Source organism: Streptomyces sp. NPDC020422, assembly GCF_044386705.1.
GTDB lineage: Bacteria > Actinomycetota > Actinomycetes > Streptomycetales > Streptomycetaceae > Streptomyces.
In genome coordinates this window covers 325295-342216 of sequence record NZ_JBIRVJ010000010.1, presented here as the reverse complement: position 1 = coordinate 342216, position 16922 = coordinate 325295, and the positions used below count along the sequence as shown (strand labels likewise).

16 protein-coding genes are annotated in these 16922 nt (G+C 72.2%); 4 read left to right on the top strand and 12 right to left on the bottom strand.

Translation table 11 applies throughout. The annotated features are described in order from the left end of the window. Positions 1 to 235: 235 nt before the first annotated feature. Positions 236 to 1573 carry a UDP-glucose dehydrogenase family protein gene (locus ACH414_RS27775; protein ID WP_382542211.1) on the top strand — a complete coding sequence of 446 codons (1338 nt, stop codon included), beginning with the start codon at positions 236 to 238 and terminating at the stop codon, positions 1571 to 1573. A gap of 561 nt (positions 1574 to 2134) precedes the next feature. Here the strand turns inward: ACH414_RS27775 and ACH414_RS27770 are convergent. The 4 genes from ACH414_RS27770 to ACH414_RS27755 form a co-directional block, all read right to left on the bottom strand. Next, positions 2135 to 3061 (bottom strand): membrane dipeptidase, encoded by a 927-nt coding sequence (locus ACH414_RS27770; protein WP_382542208.1) that lies wholly within the window; start codon positions 3059 to 3061, stop codon positions 2135 to 2137. Positions 3062 to 3219: 158 nt separating this feature from the next. Beyond that, entirely contained in the window at positions 3220 to 4413 is a 1194-nt protein-coding gene (locus ACH414_RS27765) for a dipeptidase (RefSeq protein WP_382542205.1), read from the bottom strand. Further along, the gene (purE, locus tag ACH414_RS27760) at positions 4410 to 4907 is read right to left on the bottom strand and encodes a 5-(carboxyamino)imidazole ribonucleotide mutase (protein ID WP_382542202.1); all 498 of its coding nucleotides are present in this window, start codon (positions 4905 to 4907) and stop codon (positions 4410 to 4412) included. Before purE ends, ACH414_RS27765 begins: the two co-directional genes overlap by 4 nt. Positions 4908 to 4926: 19 nt before the next feature. After that, positions 4927 to 6045, bottom strand: coding sequence for a 5-(carboxyamino)imidazole ribonucleotide synthase (locus ACH414_RS27755; protein ID WP_382542252.1), 1119 nt, complete (start codon positions 6043 to 6045; stop codon positions 4927 to 4929). A 209-nt stretch (positions 6046 to 6254) separates the two neighbouring features. On the opposite strand from ACH414_RS27755, the gene ACH414_RS27750 reads away from it, so the two are divergent. Then, entirely contained in the window at positions 6255 to 6770 is a 516-nt protein-coding gene (locus tag ACH414_RS27750) for a GtrA family protein (RefSeq protein ID WP_398943781.1), read from the top strand. Positions 6771 to 6855: 85 nt separating this feature from the next. On the opposite strand, the gene ACH414_RS27745 is transcribed toward ACH414_RS27750, so the two are convergent. Together ACH414_RS27745 and ACH414_RS27740 are read right to left on the bottom strand one after the other, a co-directional pair. Then, positions 6856 to 8127, bottom strand: coding sequence for an ATP-binding protein (locus ACH414_RS27745; RefSeq protein WP_382542197.1), 1272 nt, complete (start codon positions 8125 to 8127; stop codon positions 6856 to 6858). Between the two features lie 11 nt (positions 8128 to 8138). Further along, complete coding sequence (locus ACH414_RS27740; RefSeq protein WP_132916780.1) at positions 8139 to 8816, bottom strand: response regulator transcription factor; 678 nt, start codon at positions 8814 to 8816, stop codon at positions 8139 to 8141. Between the two features lie 425 nt (positions 8817 to 9241). Here ACH414_RS27740 and ACH414_RS27735 point away from each other — a divergent pair, with 425 nt between their 5' ends. Further along, positions 9242 to 10762: a peptide MFS transporter gene (locus ACH414_RS27735; RefSeq protein WP_382542194.1), complete on the top strand. Its 1521-nt coding sequence runs from the start codon at positions 9242 to 9244 to the stop codon at positions 10760 to 10762. 78 nt (positions 10763 to 10840) lie between these two features. Here the strand turns inward: ACH414_RS27735 and ACH414_RS27730 are convergent, their stop codons facing one another. The 6 genes from ACH414_RS27730 to ACH414_RS27705 all read right to left on the bottom strand — a co-directional run bounded on the left by ACH414_RS27730 (position 10841) and on the right by ACH414_RS27705 (position 15861). Then, the gene (locus ACH414_RS27730; RefSeq protein WP_398943796.1) at positions 10841 to 12286 is read right to left on the bottom strand and encodes a hypothetical protein; all 1446 of its coding nucleotides are present in this window, start codon (positions 12284 to 12286) and stop codon (positions 10841 to 10843) included. A 47-nt stretch (positions 12287 to 12333) separates the two neighbouring features. Then, on the bottom strand, positions 12334 to 13413 hold the full coding sequence (locus tag ACH414_RS27725; RefSeq protein WP_398943778.1) for a hypothetical protein: 1080 nt from the start codon (positions 13411 to 13413) through the stop codon (positions 12334 to 12336). Beyond that, positions 13410 to 14186 (bottom strand): hypothetical protein, encoded by a 777-nt coding sequence (locus tag ACH414_RS27720; RefSeq protein ID WP_382542188.1) that lies wholly within the window; start codon positions 14184 to 14186, stop codon positions 13410 to 13412. The genes ACH414_RS27725 and ACH414_RS27720 overlap by 4 nt, the downstream gene beginning before the upstream one ends. Continuing rightward, positions 14186 to 14881, bottom strand: a complete 696-nt coding sequence (locus ACH414_RS27715; protein ID WP_382542185.1) for a peptidase — start codon at positions 14879 to 14881, stop codon at positions 14186 to 14188. Before ACH414_RS27715 ends, ACH414_RS27720 begins: the two co-directional genes overlap by 1 nt. A 100-nt stretch (positions 14882 to 14981) precedes the next feature. Continuing rightward, complete coding sequence (locus ACH414_RS27710) at positions 14982 to 15413, bottom strand: ATP-binding protein (RefSeq protein ID WP_382542182.1); 432 nt, start codon at positions 15411 to 15413, stop codon at positions 14982 to 14984. Between the two features lie 82 nt (positions 15414 to 15495). Continuing rightward, complete coding sequence (locus ACH414_RS27705) at positions 15496 to 15861, bottom strand: STAS domain-containing protein (RefSeq protein WP_382542180.1); 366 nt, start codon at positions 15859 to 15861, stop codon at positions 15496 to 15498. A gap of 171 nt (positions 15862 to 16032) precedes the next feature. On the opposite strand from ACH414_RS27705, the gene ACH414_RS27700 reads away from it, so the two are divergent. After that, the gene (locus ACH414_RS27700) at positions 16033 to 16887 is read left to right on the top strand and encodes an RNA polymerase sigma factor SigF (RefSeq protein WP_382542246.1); all 855 of its coding nucleotides are present in this window, start codon (positions 16033 to 16035) and stop codon (positions 16885 to 16887) included. Positions 16888 to 16922: the final 35 nt, after the last annotated feature.

Here is a 16922-nt window from a genome sequence, read left to right as displayed (position 1 = left end):
CGAACGGCGCGATCTTCGCCTCCGCCAGCGCACGGACCGACTCACGGAGCATGTCGTGCTCCTCGGACGGGCGATACAGGTCGAAGTCCTTGGCCGAACCCGCCATGCTCACTCACTCCCACGCTTTGCTAACTACCGTTAAGTAACCCAAAGCGTAGGGCTTGGCCGGGCCGCGATCCAGGCCCCGACTATGCTCGGGCAGGCATTTCCCGCCCGTACGCACAGGGAGTCCCGCATGGCCCTCAAGATCACCGTGATCGGCACCGGATACCTCGGCGCCACCCACGCCGCGGCCATGGCTGAGCTCGGCTTCGAGGTCCTCGGGCTCGACGTCGTGCCCGAGAAGATCGAGATGCTCTCCGCCGGGCGCGTCCCCATGTACGAGCCGGGCCTGGAGGAACTGCTCGCGCAGCACGTCGCCGGGATCGAGGGCTCCAGCGGGCGGCTGCGGTTCACCACCTCCTGGGAGGAGGTCGGCGCGTTCGGCGACGTCCACTTCGTCTGTGTGAACACGCCGCAGAAGCACGGCGAGTACGCGTGTGACATGTCGTACGTCGACGCCGCCTTCGCCTCGCTCTCCGGCGTGGTGCGCGAGGGCGCGCTCGTCGTCGGCAAGTCGACCGTGCCCGTCGGCTCGGCACAGCGGCTCGCCGGGCTGCTGCCCGAGGGCGTCGACCTGGCCTGGAACCCGGAGTTCCTGCGCGAGGGCTTCGCCGTCCAGGACACCCTCCACCCGGACCGGATCGTGATCGGCGTCGGCGCCGACGAGGGCGGCTCCCGCGCGGAGAAGCTGCTGCGCTCGGTGTACGCGGTGCCGGTGGCGGAGGGCTCGCCCTTCGTGGTGACCGACTACCCCACCGCCGAGCTGGTGAAGACCTCCGCCAACTCCTTCCTGGCCACGAAGATCTCCTTCATCAACGCGATGGCGGAGGTCTGCGAGGCGGCCGGCGGCGACGTCGCCAAGCTGGCCGAGGCGATCGGGCACGACGAGCGGATCGGCAACAAGTTCCTGCGGGCCGGGATCGGCTTCGGCGGCGGCTGCCTGCCCAAGGACATCCGGGCCTTCATGGCCCGGGCGGGCGAGCTGGGCGCGGACCAGGCGCTGACCTTCCTGCGCGAGATCGACTCCATCAACATGCGGCGCCGCGCGTCCATGGTGGAGATGGCGCGGGAGGCGCTGGGCGGGGGCTTCCTCGGCAGGCGGGTCGCCGTCCTCGGCGCGACCTTCAAGCCCGACTCGGACGACGTGCGCGACTCGCCCGCGCTGAACGTGGCGGGCCAGATCCATCTCCAGGGCGGCCAGGTCACCGTCTACGACCCCAAGGGCATGGCGAACGCGCGCCGGCTCTTCCCCACGCTGGCGTACGCGGACTCGGTCGTCGAGGCGGTGCGGGGGGCGGACGTGGTGCTCCATCTCACCGAGTGGCGGGAGTTCCGCGAGGCGGTGGATCCGGTGGAGCTGGCGGCGGTCGTCTCCTCCCCGGTGATCCTGGACGGGCGCAACGCCCTGGACCCGAACCGCTGGCGCGAAGCCGGCTGGACCTACCGAGCCATGGGCCGCCCTCGCGCCTGAGCGCACCGGCCGCACCCGCCCCACCGCGGCGACGCCCCGCCGTCGAGGGCCTGCGGCCCGCCCCGCCGTTGTGGGCATTCGTTCCGCTGGGGCGGTGCCCACCCTCCCGGCCGCGCCCGCCCCCCGTTGTGGGCCCGCACCCCGTTGTGGGCATTCGTTCCGCTGGGGCGGAACGGGTGGGCACAACGGACGGCGCCCCTTGCCGGGCCTAGGCTCCCGCGCCCTGACCCGCACCCCTAGTGCGGCGCGGTCGTGGTGCGGGTCAAGGCACTGGGAGCGGAGGCGCCGCTAAGGGCGCCGTCCCGTGTGCCCACCCGTCCCGCCCTGCGGGACGATTGCCCACACTCCGCGGGCGGAGGCGGCCCACGCGGGCAGGGGCGCGGCGGCCCACACGGGGGTGGGCGAGGCGCCCCGCACGGGCAGGGGCGCGGGGGCTCACACTCCGCGGGCGGAGGCGGCCCGCAGGGGCGGGGGCCCGGCGGCGCGCGCTTCGCCGGTGGAGGCGGCCCGGACGGGGGGGACAGGCCGAGGGGCCCGGCGCTGGTGCGGCGGGCCCCTTTTTCAGGCGGCTTTCAGGCGGGTCGTTCTGGCCTGGAACTCCGTTTCGCGGAGGACTCGGGTCGCGTTGGCGTGCGCCAGCGCCACCAGGTCCCCCGCCGGCCAGCCCCTGCGGAGGAGCTCCGCGAAGAGCGGGGCATAGCCCGCCGCCGGGTCGGTCGCGTGGGAGAGGCCCAGGGAGGCCGGGCCCGCCAGGGCCCGCACGCGGTCCAGGGTGTCCGCCGTCGCCGACGCGTCCGGCGTGACCGGGACCATGCACACGCCGCCGTTCTCGCCCAGCAGGCCCAGGACGTCGTCCGGCATGCCGTCGGGATCCGCGCGGGTGAGCAGGACCGGGGCCCGGCCCACCGCGAGGGTCTGGCGGATGGTGTCGGGGTCGGCCCCCGTCAGGTCCACGGTCAGGCCGAGGCGGTTCATCTCACGGACCGCCTCGCGGGCGAACCGGTCGTAGCGGGTCAGGTTGACCGCCCGTACGCCCAGCGCGTGATACGCCCGGAGCGCGGCGACGGAACCGCCGACCGCCTCCCAGCTCACCGGGCCGAGCAGGGCGGCCACCCGGCCGCACGCCTCGGCGTGGGCCAGCTCCGACGTCGTGTACGCCAGGCGCAGCTCCTCGGGATAGGCGGCCACCAGCGCGCGGATCGCGTCGATCCGGCGCAGGGTGCCGAGCACGCCCTCGTCCGCGCCCACGCGCAGCGACCAGAGCTGGGCTCCCGCCTCCGGCGCCCGGACCGGAGGAAGGTCCTCCGGGTCGAGCACGCGGGGCGGTTCCGTGTGCCCCTCGACGACCGGCTGCGCCGCGAGCAGGGCGCGCGCACGGGTCGACTCGTCGAGGGGCCGGGGATGTTCGGGGGGATCCTGGTCGCCCGCGGACGCGGCGTGGGCGACGGTGAACGTCGTGGTGGTGGGATCGTCCAGCAGATCTGCCATGGGTGGCTCAACTCCGTACTACTGAGGCAGTACGGTCCACCGTGCCACCCACCCGCCGGACCGGCGCGGCGGGCTGCTCCGTTCGGGTGGGTGCGGAAGTGCCGAAGGCCCCGCGGGCGCGGGGCCTTCGGCGTGCTGTTCGGTCGGCGTCAACCGCCTTACGCGGTCACCGACTTGATCGTCGCCACGGACGGTCCCCGCAGCGCGCTCTGCTCCCGCGCCACCGACTCCGCGTCGCGCAGCACCCGTACCGCGTTGGACCACGTCAGCTTCGCCAGGTCCGCGTGCGACCAGCCGCGTTCGAGCAGCTCCGCGATCAGGTTCGGGTAGCCCGCCACGTCGTCGAGGCCGGACGGGGTGAAGGCCGTGCCGTCGTAGTCGCCGCCGATGCCGATGTGGTCGATGCCGGCGACCTCGCGCATGTGGTCGAGGTGGTCGGCGACCGTCGCCGTCGTCGCGATCGGGCGCGGGTGCTCGGCCTCGAAGGCGCGGTGGACCGCCATCGCGTCGGGCGTGGTGGCGAGGTGGTGGAAGCCGTGGGCGCGCATGTTCTCGTCGGCCCGGTTCGTCCACTCGACCGCCGCCTGCAGGATGAACTTCGGCACGAACGTCGCCATCGCCACACCGCCGTTGCCGGGCAGCCGCTCCAGGACGTCGTCCGGGATGTTCCGCGGATGGTCGCAGACCGCGCGGGAGGAGGAGTGGGAGAAGATCACCGGGGCCGCGGTGGTGTCCAGTGCGGCGTGCATCGTCGTCGCCGCCACGTGCGAGAGGTCGACCAGCATGCCGGTGCGGTTCATCTCGCGGACGACCTCGCGGCCGAAGGCCGTCAGACCGCCGTGCCTCGGCTCGTCGGTGGCCGAGTCCGCCCAGTCGTTGTTCTCGTTGTGCGTGAGCGTCATATAGCGGACGCCCAGGGTGTGCAGGGCACGCAGGGTGGCCAGCGAGTTGTTGATCGAGTGGCCGCCCTCGGCACCCTTGAGGGACGCGATCCGTCCCTCCTTGCGGGCCGCCTCCATGTCGTCCGCGGTCAGCGCGGGCGCCAGGTCGGCCCCGTAACGCGCGAGGAGCAGGTCGACGGCGTCGATCTGCTCCAGGGTGGCGCTCACCGCGTGGTCGCCGGCCAGTCCGCCCGGCACGTAGACCGACCAGAACTGGGCCCCCACACCGCCCGCCCGGAGACGGGCGAGGTCGGTGTGGAGGGCGCCGGACTGGTCCCCGGCGATGTCGAGCTTGTCGAGGTCGTAGCCGCAGTGCTCGCGCAGCGCCCAGGGCAGGTCGTTGTGCCCGTCGACCACGGGGGCGGAGGCGAGCAGTCCGCGCGCCTCCGCGAGGCGGTCGGCCGCGCTCATCGGGCGAACCCGAAGGACTCCGCACCCTCGACCTTGGCCCGCAGGCGCCTGCCCTTCTCGGTCGCCTGGTCGTTCAGCTCCTGCTGGAACTCCTGCATACGGGCGAGCAGTTCGGGATCGTGCGCGGCGAGGATCCGGGCCGCGAGGAGGCCCGCGTTGCGGGCGCCGCCGACCGAGACGGTGGCGACCGGGACGCCGGCCGGCATCTGCACGATGGAGAGCAGCGAGTCCATCCCGTCGAGGTACTTCAGCGGCACCGGGACGCCGATGACGGGCAGCGGGGTGACCGACGCGAGCATGCCCGGCAGGTGGGCGGCGCCGCCCGCACCCGCGATGACCGCCTTCAGCCCGCGCTCGGCCGCCTGCTCGCCGTACGCGATCATCTCGCGCGGCATCCGGTGCGCGGAGAGGACGTTCACCTCGTACGCGATCTCGAACTCGTCCAGGGCCTGCGCCGCGGCCTCCATGACGGACCAGTCCGAGTCGGACCCCATCGCGATGCCAATGAGCGGATTACTCAACGATCGTCCCTCGCAGGTAGTCGGCGGCGTGGCGGGCGCGCTCCAGCACCTCGTCCAGGTCGTCGCCGTAGGTGTTGACGTGGCCCACCTTGCGACCGGGCTTCACGTCCTTGCCGTACATGTGGATCTTCAGCTGCGGATCCCTGGCCATGCAGTGCAGGTACGCGGAGTACATGTCCGGGAAGTCGCCACCGAGAACATTGCACATCACGGTCCACTTCGCGCGGGGGCGCGGGTCGCCCAGCGGAAGGTCGAGGACGGCACGGACGTGGTTGGCGAACTGCGAGGTGACCGCGCCGTCCTGGGTCCAGTGCCCCGAGTTGTGCGGGCGCATGGCGAGCTCGTTGACGAGGATGCGGCCGTCGCGGGTCTCGAAGAGCTCGACCGCGAGGTGGCCGACCACGTCCAGCTCCTTGGCGATCCGCAGGGCCAGCTCCTGCGCCTGGCCCGCCAGCTCGTCGGAGAGGTCGGGCGCCGGTGCGATCACCGTGTCGCAGACCCCGTCGACCTGCCGGGACTCCACGACGGGGTAGGCGACGGCCTGCCCGTGCGGGGAGCGGACGATGTTCGCGGCGAGCTCGCGCGCGAAGTCGACCTTCTCCTCGGCGAGGACCGCCACGCCCGCCTTGAAGGCGTCGTGGGCGTCCGCCTCGGAGCGCACGAACCAGACGCCCTTGCCGTCGTAGCCGCCGCGCACGGTCTTCAGGATGATCGGGAACCCGTCGCCCTCGGCGGCGAAGGCCGCCGCGTCGGCCGGGTCCGCGACCAGGCGGTGCCGCGGGCTCGGCGCGCCGATCTCGTCGAGCTTCGCCCGCATCACCCCCTTGTCCTGGGCGTGCGCGAGGGCCGCACGGCCTGGGCGGACGACGACGCCGTCCGCCTCCAGGGCCGCCAGGTGCTCCGCGGGCACGTGCTCGTGATCGAAGGTGATCACGTCGCAGCCGCGCGCGAAGTCACGCAGCGTGTCCAGGTCGCGATAGTCGCCGATGACGACTTCGCTGACCACCTGGGCCGCCGAGTCCTGCGGGGTGTCACTGAGGAGCTTGAACTTCAGGCCGAGGGGGATACCCGCCTCGTGGGTCATACGGGCGAGCTGACCGCCGCCGACCATGCCGACTACCGGGAACGTCACCCTCTTAGGGTATCCGCACAAGTTGCGGACACTCGTCCGGCTGTGTTTTGTCACAGCCCGGAGTGGGCTCGCACACGGATCGTCCGCAACACGGGCGGTCGACAGGAGGGCTGGTTAGCATGGTTTGGTTGGCGCCGTCCGGGCGTCGGCCGGAGGACATCCGATACGGACGGGACAGAGCCATCACGATGAGTGAACCCGGCGCGCTGCGCATGCGAGTGGACCGGCTCGTCCGCGAGGTCGCGAAGTTCGGTGTGGTCGGCGGACTCGGCGTCCTGGTGAACCTGGCCGTCTTCAACCTGGTCCGCCACCTGACCGAGCTCCCCGTGGTCAGGGCGAGCATCATCGCCACGGTGGTGGCGATCGCCTTCAACTACGTGGGGTTCCGCTACTTCACGTACCGCGACCGCGACAAGTCCGGGCGGACCAAGGAACTCACCCTGTTCCTGCTGTTCAGCCTGGTCGGCATGGTGATCGAGAACGGCGTGCTCTACGCGGCGACGTACGGCTTCGGCTGGGACACCCCGCTGGCGAGCAACTTCTTCAAGTTCTTCGGCATCGGTGTCGCGACGCTGTTCCGCTTCTGGTCCTACCGCACCTGGGTCTTCAAGGCGCTGCCCGCGAAGGAGGCGGTGCAGACCGCCGAGTCCTTCCTGGAGCAGGCGCCCCGCCAGGCCTCCCGCAAGCAGCCCGACCGCGTCTGACCGGGTCTGACAGGGGCCGGACCGGCCCGGTCCGCCCCCGTCACGCCCCTGGTAGCCCCTGGTCGCCCCTCCGTGCCCGGTCCGCTCAGCGGACCGGGCGTTCCGCTTCCGGCTCCGTGCGGCTGCGGACCTCGCGGCCGAGGAAGAGGGCGAACACCGGCGGCTGCTGCTGGAGCAGCTCCAGCCGCCCGCCGTCGGCCTCCGCGAGGTCCCGGGCGACGGCGAGGCCGATGCCCGTGGAGCTGCGCCCGCTGACCGCCCGCTCGAAGATCCGCGCCCCGAGGTCGGCGGGGACGCCCGGGCCCTCGTCGGTGACCTCGATCACGGACTGGTTGCCGGTCACCCGGGTGCGCAGGGCGACCGTGCCGCCGCCGTGCATGAGCGAGTTCTCGATGAGCGCCGCCAGGACCTGGGCGACCGCGCCCGGGGTGCCCACGGCCCGCATGCCCTGCTTGCCGGAGTGCACGATGGCCCGGCCTGCGCTGCGGTAGGCGGGGCGCCACTCCTCGATCTGCTGCTTGATGACCTCGTCCAGGTCGAAGGCGACGGCGGAGCCGGTACGGGGGTCGCGGGAGTTCGTGAGCAGCCGCTCGACCACGTCGGTGAGCCGCTCCACCTGGGTGAGCGCGATCGTCGCCTCCTCCCTGACCGTGTCGAGCTCGTCGGCCATGGCGACCTCCTCCAGGCGCATGGAGAGCGCCGTGAGGGGCGTACGGAGCTGGTGGGAGGCGTCGGCGGCGAGCCGGCGCTCGGCGGTGAGCATCCGGGCGATCCGCTCGGCGGAGGCGTCGAGGACGTCCGCGACCCGGTCGAGCTCGGGGACTCCGTACCGCTTGTGCCGGGGCCGCGGGTCGCCGGAGCCGAGCCGCTCGGCGGTCTCGGCGAGGTCGGTGAGCGGCGAGGCCAGCTTGTTCGCCTGCCGTACGGCGAGCAGGACGGCCGCCACGACGCACAGCAGCGCCACCGTGGCGATGATCATCAGGGTGCGGGCCACCTCGTCGGTGACGACCGAGCGGGCCTCCTCCACGGTGACCGTCTCGCCGCGCTCGCCCTCGGCCAGGCCCCTGATGACCTCGCCGCCGGGGCGGCTGCCGATCTCGATGGGGGCGCGGCCGGGGATGGTGATCCGGGCGTAGCGCTTGGCGCCGCTCTGCTCGGCCAGGATGTCCGGATTGACCGGCTCCCCGCCGATGAGCCGGCTGTCGACGATGGAGACGAGCCGCAGCGCCTCGGAGTCCACGCTCTCCTGGGCGCTGTTGGAGATGGTGCGGGACTCGACGATCACCAGGGAGACCCCGAAGACGGCGATCACGACGAGCACCACGGCGAGCGTGGAGTTGATCAGGCGGCGGCGCACGGGGTCGGGGCCTAGCTCTTCTCGAAGCGGAAGCCGACGCCCCGGACGGTGGCGATGTAGCGGGGGTTCGCCGCGTCGTCGCCGAGCTTCTTGCGGAGCCAGGAGATGTGCATGTCGAGGGTCTTGGTGGAGGACCACCAGGTGGTGTCCCAGACCTCGCGCATCAGCTGGTCACGGGTGACGACCCGGCCCGCGTCGCGGACCAGGACCCGCAGCAGGTCGAACTCCTTCGCGGTGAGCTGGAGCTCCTCGTCGCCCATCCAGGCGCGGTGCGACTCGACGTCGATCCGCACGCCGTGGGTGGTGGGCGCGGCGGCGGGCTCGGTGGCGCCGCGCCGGAGCAGGGCCCGGACGCGGGCGAGGAGCTCGGCGAGCCGGAAGGGCTTGGTGACGTAGTCGTCGGCGCCGGCGTCGAGCCCGACGACGGTGTCGACCTCGTCGGCGCGGGCGGTGAGGACCAGGATCGGCACGGTGTGGCCCTCGGCACGCAGCCGCCGGGCGACCTCCAGGCCGTCCATGCCGGGCAGGCCCAGGTCGAGCACGACCAGGTCGACCCCGCCCTGGAGTCCGGCGTCGAGGGCGGTCGGGCCGTCCTCTCTCACCTCGACCTCGTAGCCCTCCCGCCGCAGGGCGCGGGCCAGCGGTTCCGAGATGGAGGCGTCGTCCTCGGCGAGCAGTACACGGGTCATGGAGTGATGGTAGTCCGGTCGGCGACGGTGCCGGGGCGTGATCCACCGGCCCCGTGCCGAGCCTGTGGATCTTGGACCGTAACCTGCTGATGACCTTCGAATGAAGGAAGTTGGTTCCGCCGCCACCTGTGATCCATCTCTCAAGTCCTTCCATATCCGGCACTGTCGTGTCGTATGGTGTCGAGTGTTCTGTAGCGGTAATCGGGGACCTTTGGCCGTGTTGGTGCGCCAAGGGTCTCTTTTCTGCACAAGGTGTGCTCCGGCAGCCTTGGGAACGCTGAATGACCTGTGGGCCGGGTCCGACGGCGCGACGACGCGTCAGGGCGTGGATCCCGGAGAGGTGCGACCGCACCTCCCCGGTGCCGGCCTCCCCCACCGGGCGCCCCCGCTCACGAAGCGAGCGTCCCGACAGAGCAAGGATCGACATGGCGTCCAGCCTGACGACGGCTTCGACCGGAGTTCCCCGGTACCAGAAGACGTTCCTCGGCCACCCCCGCGGCCTGACCACCCTCTTCTTCACCGAGATGTGGGAGCGCTTCTCCTACTACGGAATGCGGGCCCTGCTGGTCTACTACCTGGTCTCCGGTGGCGTCGACGCCGCCAAGGGCAGCCAGGGCGGCGGTCTGGCGATGACGGCCGCCACGGCCACGGCGATCTACTCCGTGTACGTGTCGATGGTCTACCTGATGGCCATGCCCGGTGGCTGGTTCGGCGACCGTGTCTGGGGTGCCCGCAAGACGGTCGCCATCGCCGGCTTCGTGATCATGGGTGGTCACATCTCGCTGGCCCTGCCCGGGCAGGCGATGTTCTTCGTGGGTCTGGCGCTCGTCGCCGTCGGCTCCGGTCTGCTCAAGGCCAACATCTCCACGATGGTCGGCCACCTCTACAACGGCCCGGACGACCCGCGCCGTGACGGTGGCTTCACCCTCTTCTACGTCGGCATCAACCTCGGTGCCTTCGTCGCCCCGCTCCTCATCGGAACGATCGGCAAGGAAGTCAACTGGCACGTCGGCTTCGCGCTCGCCGCGGTCGGCATGGGCCTGGGCCTGGCCGTCTTCCTCGCCTTCGGCAAGAGCCTCAACCCGAAGAGCAGCGAGGTCCCGAACCCGCTGACGCCCGAGGAGCGCAAGGGCATCCTGGTCAAGGTCTGCCTCGTCCTGGTCCTCGCCGCCGCCTTCTACGGCGCCGTCGTCGCCCTGGGCCTGTACACCCTGAACTGGGCGCTGGTCCCGCTCACCCTCGCCGGCCTGATCATCCCGGTCGCCGTCCTCGCCCGCATCAAGCGCGACAAGGACCTCGACAAGACCGAGCAGTCGCGGGTGACCGGCTACATCTGGTTCTTCGTCGCCGCCGCCGTCTTCTGGATGATCTACGACCAGGGTGGCTCGACCCTGTCGCTGTTCGCCGACGACAAGACCGCCGACACCGTCTTCGGCCTCGGCTTCTCCGCCACCTGGTACCAGTCCCTGAACCCGCTGTTCGTCATGGCGCTGGCCCCGGTCTTCGCCTGGCTGTGGCTGTGGCTGGCCCGCCGGAACCAGGAGCCCAACACCATCGTGAAGTTCGCGATGGGCATCGTCCTGGTCGGCGCGTCCTTCTTCATCTTCATCATCCCGATGAACATGGCGGGCGACGGCACCAAGGTCTCCCCGATGTGGCTCGTCTCGATCTACATGATCCAGACCATCGGTGAGCTGTGCCTCTCCCCGGTCGGCCTCTCCGTCACGACGAAGATGGCGCCGAAGAAGTACGCCTCGCAGATGATGGGTGTCTGGTTCCTCGCCGTCACCGCCGGTGACTGCACCACGGGTCTGCTCTCCATCGCGGGCGTGGACCTGAACGGAACCGGGATCATCGCCCTGCAGGCCGCGCTGGCCGTGATCGCCGGATTCGCGATCTACATGTACCGCAACAAGGTCCAGGCGCTCATGGGCGACGTCCACTGACGCACCCGCGCCCCACGGACGCACGGAGGGCCGCCGCACCGAACCGGTGCGGCGGCCCTCCGCCGTTTCCGCGCTCTCCTAGCGCCGCAGCCGCGCCCACGGCGTGAAGGTGAAGACCGCGCCGCCGAGCAGGATCACCGTGCCCGCCACGAGGGCGAGGGCGCGCAGGGCGCCGGTGTCCTCCGCGCCGGTCTGGGCGAGGTCGCCGCCGCCGGAGGTGGAGCCACCCGAGGTGGAGCTGCTGCCGCCGCCCCCGGAGGCGCCGCCGGCCTGCTTGGTGGTGTCGAGCTCCAGGGAGACCGGGGCGCTGCCCTTGACCTCGCAGGGGATGACGATCACCGAGCCGCCGAGCGAGACGTTGATGGTCAGCTTGCCGGGGCTGAGCGTGGCCTTGCCGCTCGCGCCCGGCTTGTACGTGCCGGTCATGTCGGTCAGGTCGACCGGCTTGCCCATCTCCAGCGGAGCCGGGTTGGCGGCGCCCGTGACGGTCACGGTGCCGCTGTCGGCTCCGCCGAGCCTCACCGCCATGGACGGCTTGAGGGCGCCCGCGGGGAGCGGGGCCGGGCTGTTCATGACGCCCTTGGCGGTCTTCACGGTCAGGGCGTACGAGCCGCCGCTCTTCTTGGCGTTGATGGTCACCTTGGAGGTGATCGCGGCGGGGCCGGGAGACTGGCAGGCCAGGTTCACCGTGACCTGCTTGCCGGGGAAGTCGGTCTGCCCGCCGCCCCCGCCGGAGGTGCCGCCGCCGGAGGTCGTCGTGGAGCCGCCGGAGGTGGTTCCGCCGGAGGTGGTTCCGCCGGAGGTGGTTCCGCCGGAGGTGGTTCCGCCGGAGGTGGTTCCGCCGGAGGTGGTTCCGCCGGAGGTGGTTCCACCGGAGGTCGTCGTGGAGCCGCCGGACGTGGTGGTCGAGCCACCCGACGTCGTCCCGCCCGAGGTGGTCGTGGAGCCGCCCGAGGTGGTTCCGCCCGAGGAGGTGGTCGAGCCGCCCGAGGTGGTACCGCCGCCCGACGTCGTGCCTCCCCCGGCGGTGACCTTGATCGTGGCCGCGACCCCGACCGTCTCCTTCGGCGAGCACTTCGTGTCCGTCGACAGCGGCTTGGACACGTTGATCGTGTACTTGTCCGGCGTCAGCGTGATCTCGCCGGCCTTCTCCAGCTTCAGCTTGCCCTTCATGTCCGGCAGCACCATCGGGCTGTTCTTCTTGATCGGCGGGTTCTGCCGCGGGCCCTCCATCGACAGGGTGCCGCTCGCCGCGCCGCCGAGCCTGACGGTGCCGCTCGGCTTCACGGTGTCCTTGTCCAGGTCGAGGACGTCGGGGTTCTTGGAAGCGGCCTCGACCGTCTTCCAGACCACCTCCACCTCGTCGCCCACCTTCGCCTCCGCGGGTGCGGTGATCTGCACCTTGGTGGTGCCCTGCACCGGTGGGAGGCCGGAGATCGAGGGCGGGATGCACTCGGTCTTGTAGGAGACCTCGGCGGCCAGCGCGGGGCTCGCGGTCAGCAGGATTCCCGCGCCGCCGAGCATCAGCGCGACGCCCGCCGCGAGCGTCCTCCGGGTCGTGCGTGTCGTGCTCACGACTGTCCCTTCGTCGTCGGACTGTTCTCTGACGGTGCGGATCGGGGGGTGAACCACGGCAGGACCGCGGTCGGTTCGTCACCGGCGGACGCCGGCGGTACGGGGAGGGGGGCGCGCTCCGGCAGCCGGTGCGGCCGCTGCCGCGTGCTCGGGCGCCGGCCGCCCGCCGGCCTCGTGCGGTCGACGACCGCCATGCCGATGCGGAAGAGCGCGGCCGGGACGACGACGGCGAGCAGCAGCCAGAAGAGCAGGACGCCCCACGGCCGCCCGACGCCCCAGGGCTGCTCGACCAGCACCTTGCCGCCGTACCGTACGGACACCTGGTAGTCGCCGTGGGCGCCCGCGGTCAGTTCGACGGGCAGCCTGACCAGTGCCTTGCGGCCGGGCTGCAGGGTGCCGCGCCACTGCCGCTCCTCGTACTGCGGGGAGAAGACGCCGTGGCTGGTGCCGACCTCGAAGACCGGGTCCTTGACGGGGGTCTGGCCGAGGTTGCCGACGGTGAAGACCACCTCGCGGCGGGCGGGCGCGCCGAACCAGACGAGGACGCCGCTGGACCCTTCGAGCCGCACGGAGGCGAGCACGGCGAGCCGCCCGCCGCCGGACGGCTCGGGCAGCGGGGCGGTCGGGTGCCCGGCGACGGTGAACGCGGTGTCCACGGCGTCCTGTTGCCCGGTCACCCCGGCGACGTGGACCACGCAGGGGCAGGGCTTGGGCGGTTCGGCGACGGGCAGCTTCTGGCTGAAGGAGCCCTGGGCGCCGACGGTGGCGGCCCTGCCGTCGGTGTTCGCGCAGGAGTTGGTGCCGCCGATGACGCCCTTTCCGGGCGCGGACTGGCCGCAGATCAGCAGCATCAGCAGGGCGCCCGGCTTCCAGCCGGAGCCGCTGACGGTGATCTCGCCGCCCTTGCCGCCCTTGCTCTGCGAGAGCGCCACCTTCGGGGCGGCCTCGGCGGCATCGGCGGCCTCGGCGGCGGTGGGCAGCAGGGCGAGCAGCAGCGCGGCGAGCAGGGCGAGGGCCGCTCCCGTACGCGCCGGCCCCGTCGGCCCCTTCGGCCTCATCGGCTCCGTCGGCCTCATCGCTTCCTCCGTATCGCGTACGCGGTCGCGCCGGCCGTCCCGAGCAGGGCGGCGGCCGCGGCGCCGACGCCCGCCGCGGAGGCGAAGACGGTGTCCGCGGCGGCGGTCGCGGGGACGGCGCCCGCGGCGGTGGCCGTCAGACGGACGGTGACCGAGTCCAGGGCGGGCGGGTCGGGCCAGGGTTCGGTGCGGGCCGCCCGCTCGCCGGGCCGCAGGGTCAGCGGCAGCGGGCGTTCCGGCCGGTCGACGAGGCGGCGGCCGAGGGCGCCGTCGGCGCGGACGGCCAGGCGCGGGGCGAGGAGGGTGTTGCCGCGGTTGACGAGCGTGTAGTGCAGGGTGCCGGAGCGGTCGACGCGGACGTCCTCGACGGTGAGCGCGGCGAGCCGCGGCCCGCTGACCCGCAGATGGAGCGGGACGACGGCCTCCCGGCCCGCCGCGCCGGCCCGGATCGTGCCGCGGTGCTCGCCGGGCGGGGTGTCGGCGGTGACGGTGACCGCGAAGGGCACGTCCGCGCGGGTCCTGGGCGGCACGGTGACGCTCCGCGACGCGAAGGCGACGGGCGCGCCCTGGCCGGAGAGCCGGACGGTGAGCGGGCGGGCGCCCGGGTTGGTGACGGACAGGGTGTCCTGGAGCACGCTGCCCGCTGCGCCCTCCAGGTAGACGTACGGGCGCCCCGCGGCGGGCGCCGCCGTCCAGCCGGGCGCGGGTGCCGCGGCGACCGCCCCGAGGAGGGCGAGCGCGGCGGCTCCGGTCCCGGCCCACGCCGTCCGCATCAGCGCGCCGTGCGCCGGGTGAGCCAGAGCACCCCGGCCGCGCCGGTCAGCAGCACGGTGCCGCCGAGGGTGCCGAGGGCTGCCGCCGAGTCGAGCGGACCGGTCTTGGGCAGGGTCCCGGCACCGCCGCCGGAATCGCCCGAGCCGCCCTGGCCGCCGGTGCCCTCGGAGTCGCCGCCGCCGGCGGCCGTGACGTCGAGTTCGAGGGCGGGTGCCGGGTTGTTCTTGGGGGTGCAGGTGGCGGCGTCCATGCCGAGGGCGTGGACGGTGAGGACCCCGGCCGTGAAGGTGACCTTGCCGCTCTTCTTCGGGGTGTACGTCCCCGTCAACTTCCCGATCTTGATGGGGGTGTTCGGCGGGATGGCGGCGGTGTTGGGCGCGCCCTTGACCTGGACCCTGCCGCTGTCCGCGCCGCCGACGACGAGCTCGGCGCGCGGGGTCATCACGCCCTTCGGGAGTTCGACGGGGCTGTCGGAGACGCCCTTCTCGAAGGACATGGTGATGGTGTACGAGCCGCCGTTCTTGACGGCGGTGATGCCGACGGGCGAGACGGCGCCCTTGGGGCCGATCTTCGTCACGCAGGCGTAGTCGACGTCGACGACCGCGGCCTGGGCCGCGGGGGCGGTGAGCAGGACCGCCGCGCCCGCCACCGTCATCGCCGCCGTCGCGGCGGCCGTTCTCCTCCGGTTCGGCACTTCGAGCACCCCTCACCGCACGGTTACTGACGACCTATCAGATTGGCCGTCAAGGTACGCCGGGGGCCCTGTGGAGGGAAGAGAGAGGGAAGTGAAAGTCCTATGCGGGGGCGCCCAGTTCGGCCCACACCGTCTTGCCGGGGGCGCCAGGCGTGCGGTCGATGCCCCAGGCGCGGCAGAGTCTCTGGACGATGAACATGCCGTGTCCGCCGGGCCGTCCGGCGCGGTGCGGGGTGCGTGGGGCGGGCTGGCCGGCGCCGCGGTCGGCGACTTCGAGGCGCAGCACTCCGGCGAGCCGCAGCACGCGCAGGCTCTCGGGGCCCTCGGCGTGCAGGCAGGCGTTGGTGACGAGCTCGGAGACCACGAGCAGGACGTCCTCGGCGGCGGCGCGGCGGTCGGCGGTGGCGGCGGGCAGCCAGCCCCAGTCGTAGAGCGCCTGACGGGTGAAGTCACGCGCCAGCGGCACGGTGCCGCTGGCCGCCCCGAGGGCGAGGGTGCGGACCTCGAGGTCGCCGGAGGCGGTCTCCTTCAACGCTTCACCTCACCGTTTCAGCCGATTCACGAGTTCAGGACAGAGGGCCGGGGCGCGGGGCGCCGGTCGCGGCGACGCGCGCTCAGCCGGGGAGCGCCGATTCGAGGGAGTCGTGGACGGTGAAGACCGCCTCCGCGCCCGTGATCTCGAAGACCCGGGCCACGACCGGCCGCATCCGGGCCAGGTGGATCCCGCCGCCGGCGGCCTCCGCCCTCAGTCGCGCGACGAGCAGCACGTTGAGCCCGCTGGAGTCGCAGAACTCGAGCCGTGAGCAGTCGAGCACGAGGCGCGACCGACCCTCGTCGAGGGCGCGCTCGAGTGGCACACGCAACAGCTCGGCGGTGTGGTGATCGAGCTCACCCACCAGGGTGAGCACCTCGCTCGCCCCCATGGTCCGGACCTCGACCCGAAACCGCCCAGGTGCGCTGCCGATCTGCTCGCGGTACATGCCTCGAACCATACAAGTGCGGACCCGCTCACCGCACACAAGCTCCACCGCATATGCACATGAAGCGGACAATTGCCACTTGCAACCATCGGGGGCGACCGGGTAGGGCTAGTAGGACACGTTCCGTATGGCCGGCTTGGAGGCGCCGCAAACCGCAGCGAGAAACAAATGATGGAGGAGACCATGTCACCCCGGCTCGACGTCCCGGAGCGCACCGAGCTCGCGGATCTCCCGGAGATCCCGCCCGCGGACGAGATCGCGCCGCACGACGCGCGCGCGCTGTCCAAGACCCTCTTCGCCCGCCTGGGCGACCTGGAAGAGGGCACCCACGAGTACGCGTACGTCCGCAACACCCTGATCGAACTCAACCTGGCCCTGGTCACGTTCGCCGCCTCGCGGTTCCGCTCCCGCAGCGAACCCATGGAGGACATCGTCCAGGTCGGCACCATAGGCCTCATCAAGGCGATCGACCGCTTCGACCTGGCCCGCGGCGTCGAGTTCCCCACCTTCGCGATGCCGACCATCATCGGCGAGATCAAGCGCTTCTTCCGCGACACCTCGTGGTCGGTGCACGTCCCGCGCAGGCTCCAGGAGCTCCGCATCGACCTCGCCAAGGCCGGCGACGAACTCGCCCAGCGCCTTGACCGGGCCCCCACCGTCGAGGAGCTCGCCCAGGAGCTCGGCATCCGCGCCGAGGAGGTCGTCGAGGGCATGGCCGCGGCCAACGCCTACACCGCGAGCTCCCTCGACGCCCCGCCCGAGGAGTCCGACGCCGAGGGCGCCACGCTCGCCGACCGGCTCGGCTACGAGGACCACGGCATCGAGGGCATCGAGTACGTCGAGTCCCTCAAGCCGATGATCGCCTCCCTGCCCGCGCGTGAACGCCGCATCCTCTCCCTGCGCTTCACCGCGGGACTCACCCAGTCGGAGATCGGCGAGGAACTCGGCATCTCCCAGATGCACGTCTCCCGCCTGCTCTCCCGCACCCTCGCACGGCTCCGCAGGGGACTGACCGTCGAGGAGTGAACTCCGCGCGGCGCAGGCCTTGCCGACGACCCGTC